Here is a 3,179-nt window from a genome sequence, read left to right as displayed (position 1 = left end):
GTAGGCGGTGAGCGTCACGCCAGGCTGCACGCCAGCAGTCGTCGCGTCCGGCATGCCAAAGAGGGCAGGATCAATGCTACTTCCCACCAGGGGGGGCGGGAACTCGCCGCCTTTGTTTTCGCGCTCGCGCCGCAGCTCGTCCCGCTTTGGCTCAATTCGCCCCTCGCGATTGAGCCTTAGCTCAAGTCGCTGCTCACGTTCGCGCCGCAGTTCTTCCCGCCGCTGGTCCAGCCGTTCACGAGTGGCATTGATGCGAGACTGCCATTCCTCCCGGGAAAGCTTGTTTGAACCACCTGTCGCGTGATCCTGCGCGAAGCACAGGCTTGAAAGACCCGCGGTCAGGCAAGCCATGGCCAGAAAAAACAAAATCCGATTCATACTTATACCGCCCGTTCATAGATTGGGAACCAGGTGGATTTTTGCTCGGGCGAGCCCGATTTAATTGAGCATCGCCACCTCTCTGCAAGATTATTTTATTTATTCTTGCAAATTTCCTCTAAAATGAGTAGTTGATCGCTCTCCATGACAGAGGGAAAATACTAACATAAGCGACGGCTAATCCCTAAATGCCTTTTTCCGGGCGACAAGGTAGGAACGAAATAGTAGATGGGCATTGATGGGGTCTACACCGGGTCAAGGCCCTACCGGAATCTCGAGGGAGCGATTCCCCGTGCTCCCCGGCGACACGCCATCGGTGCGGATCGGTCGGGCAAGAAGAAGTTGCCTTGGCCCGCTCGTCTTTTCTTAGCCTCCTTGGTCGTCCCTTGGGTTGTGACAGTCGGTCCGGTCTCGCTGTCCGTCTCCCGCGTGATCCTACTCCCGATGCTCCTTCCCTGCCTGGCCAAGTGGATCAGCGGCGCGTCAGGACGGATGCGGGTCTCCGACATAGCCCTGCTGCTGTTCTGCCTCTGGAGCGCACTGAGCCTGGTCGTGGTCCACGGCCCGGAATTCGCCGTGAAGCCGGCCGGCATCCTGCTTGTTGAAACGATGGGCGCCTATCTTGTGGCCAGATGCTACATCCGGGACGCCGACGACTTCTTCAACTTGGCACGCATGTTGTTCATGATCGTGGCGCTTCTCTTTCCGTTCGCGCTCTTGGAGGCGCTGACCGGACGCAATGTTCTCCTGGAACTCTTCGCCGCCATTCTTCCGTCCAATCCGGATGCCGGCAACGATATGCGTGGAGGTCTTCGGCGAGCCCAGGTTGTTTTCGAGCATCCGATCCTGTTCGGCGTCTGCGCCGGTAGCGCTCTCGCGCTGACCCATCTGGTCCTGGGCCACCGCATTCCGCAGTTGCAGCGTTGGCTGAAGACGGGGCTCGTTGGAGCAACGGCTTTGCTGTCATTGTCCTCGGCCCCAATCGCGGGCATGGTCGTGCAGGCGGCGTTAATAATGTGGAGCGCTCTCTTTAGGAAGAGCCCGTACTGCTGGAAATTTCTCTGGTGCCTGTTCCTGGCAGCTTATCTCGCCGTACTTTTCGGTTCCAATCAGACCCCGGTCCAGTTCTACATTTCACACTTTACCTTAGACCCGGGTACAGGCTGGTATCGCATACTGATTTGGGAATTCGGCTCTGCTTCAGTCCTGGATCATCCGCTTTTTGGCATCGGATATGGCGACTGGGCGCGAATGAGCTGGATGACGCCAAGTGTTGACATGTTTTGGCTCAACATTGCTATGAAGTTCGGCATTCCGGCTGGCCTTTTGCTGGCGTTGTCCTTCTTCGCGGTGTTTCTCGGCGTGAGCTTCAGAAAAGGGCTGGACGAGCGGCTGGTCGCCTATCGAACTGCTTATCTGATTATGATAACAGCATTCTTCTTAGCGGGCTGGACGGTCCACTACTGGGGAACGGCTTATACTTGGTTCATATTTCTTCTCGGCAGCGGGGTATGGCTGCTCGATGTGCGGATCGACGATGGTGTCCCATATGGTCTGGATCCTTCAGATGATCGACGTCTAACTTAGAGGGCGCGTTGCTCGGCGTGTCATCTTCGCCGGCTCCAGACGCGATGTGGCTCTAGCGAAACGTCGTCAGAGCTGAGGTCCGCTCCGAACTCGCCAGGATGCCCAGATCAGCTTTGCCCGGCTCAAACCATCCTTTCCGAGCAATCGCATGGCCAATGCTTTCGCTGCCTTTCTGCTAACCTCTCTGACGAAGCGTGCCGGTTGCGCCACCAGACGTTCGAGCATCCGCTCGTGCAAACTTGCGCTTCGTACATCGTTGATCAGGCCGGGGAACCGGTCAATATGAGACGAAGAGGATACCCGCTTACCGCGAATTCTGTTGCTGACGTTCCGCCCATGAATAACCTGCAGCCATGCCGGCTTCCCGCCAATCTCAATTACGGGCAAAGTTTTTCCGAGTAGATTGTGCCAATTGGACCAACAGGTGATCGGAGATTCCCAGGTTTCCCGCACCGAGCAAAAGGCGTTGCGAGGGTCCTTGAAAGTGTAGAGCCTGTCTTCACTCTTGATGAGGCCCTGCGCGATATAGAGCGCCGTTTTTTCCCCCTTTCGGCCCGCCATTTGAATTCGATCAATGAAATCTGTTGCCAGCCCATCATCATTATCGAGATTGGTGGTAATGAGCTCGGCGCGCGGAGAGCCAACAACGGTGCGGATGTCGGCGCAAAGTTCCTCGCGACTGACGGAGGATCGAAAGAACGGCTGGTAGACGCCGAGAACGCGGTGCTGTCGTATCCAGCGCATCAACCATTCAGGGCTGTCAGGATCATAATATATGATCCAGTGGAACTCTTTATTGGTTTGGGAACACACAGATGGTAGACAGTATCTCTCAAATAGTTCCACGCGCTGTTGCAACCAGCCATCCTTGGCCCGGATTAGGCTCTCGGCGCCTCCGGAAGGCAGATTAAATCGTGTCAGCAGAATGTGGTCGATGCTAGACGTGATAGGTGCAGGCAACGGAACTGCTCCTGTCTTTTTTTGCGCACGGCAGATTTTAATTTATTTAATTATACGATTTAAGTTAACTCAAAGAATAGAAATAAACAAATAAGAATGAAACTGGCGGACGATTTTTCGTCGGCAAGTGCCGTTATGATTGAGCATTAACCTAATCCCCTGGCCACAGCCTTGGCGATCGATCGCAGTTTCGCGGGTCTCGAGATCCCGCTACGTGCAGACACCCCGCCACGATCACCTCCGCGGAAACGTCC

General features: G+C 55.5%; 3 protein-coding genes. 1 reads left to right on the top strand and 2 read right to left on the bottom strand.

Annotated elements, in window-relative coordinates; translation table 11 throughout:
• Positions 1–378: hypothetical protein (locus YU9_RS0138145; RefSeq protein WP_027577384.1), on the bottom strand; the 378-nt coding region annotated here is incomplete at its 3' end.
• A 444-nt stretch (positions 379–822) separates the two neighbouring features.
• On the opposite strand from YU9_RS0138145, the gene YU9_RS44030 reads away from it, so the two are divergent.
• Complete coding sequence (locus tag YU9_RS44030) at positions 823–1,965, top strand: O-antigen ligase (protein ID WP_156952377.1); 1,143 nt, start codon at positions 823–825, stop codon at positions 1,963–1,965.
• Positions 1,966–2,031: 66 nt separating this feature from the next.
• Here YU9_RS44030 and YU9_RS0138135 read toward each other — a convergent pair whose 3' ends face one another.
• On the bottom strand, positions 2,032–2,925 hold the full coding sequence (locus YU9_RS0138135; protein ID WP_198028374.1) for a glycosyltransferase: 894 nt from the start codon (positions 2,923–2,925) through the stop codon (positions 2,032–2,034).
• Positions 2,926–3,179: the final 254 nt, after the last annotated feature.

Source organism: Bradyrhizobium sp. WSM1743, assembly GCF_000473065.1.
Lineage (GTDB): Bacteria > Pseudomonadota > Alphaproteobacteria > Rhizobiales > Xanthobacteraceae > Bradyrhizobium.
This window is presented reverse-complemented; position numbering and strand designations above follow the sequence as displayed.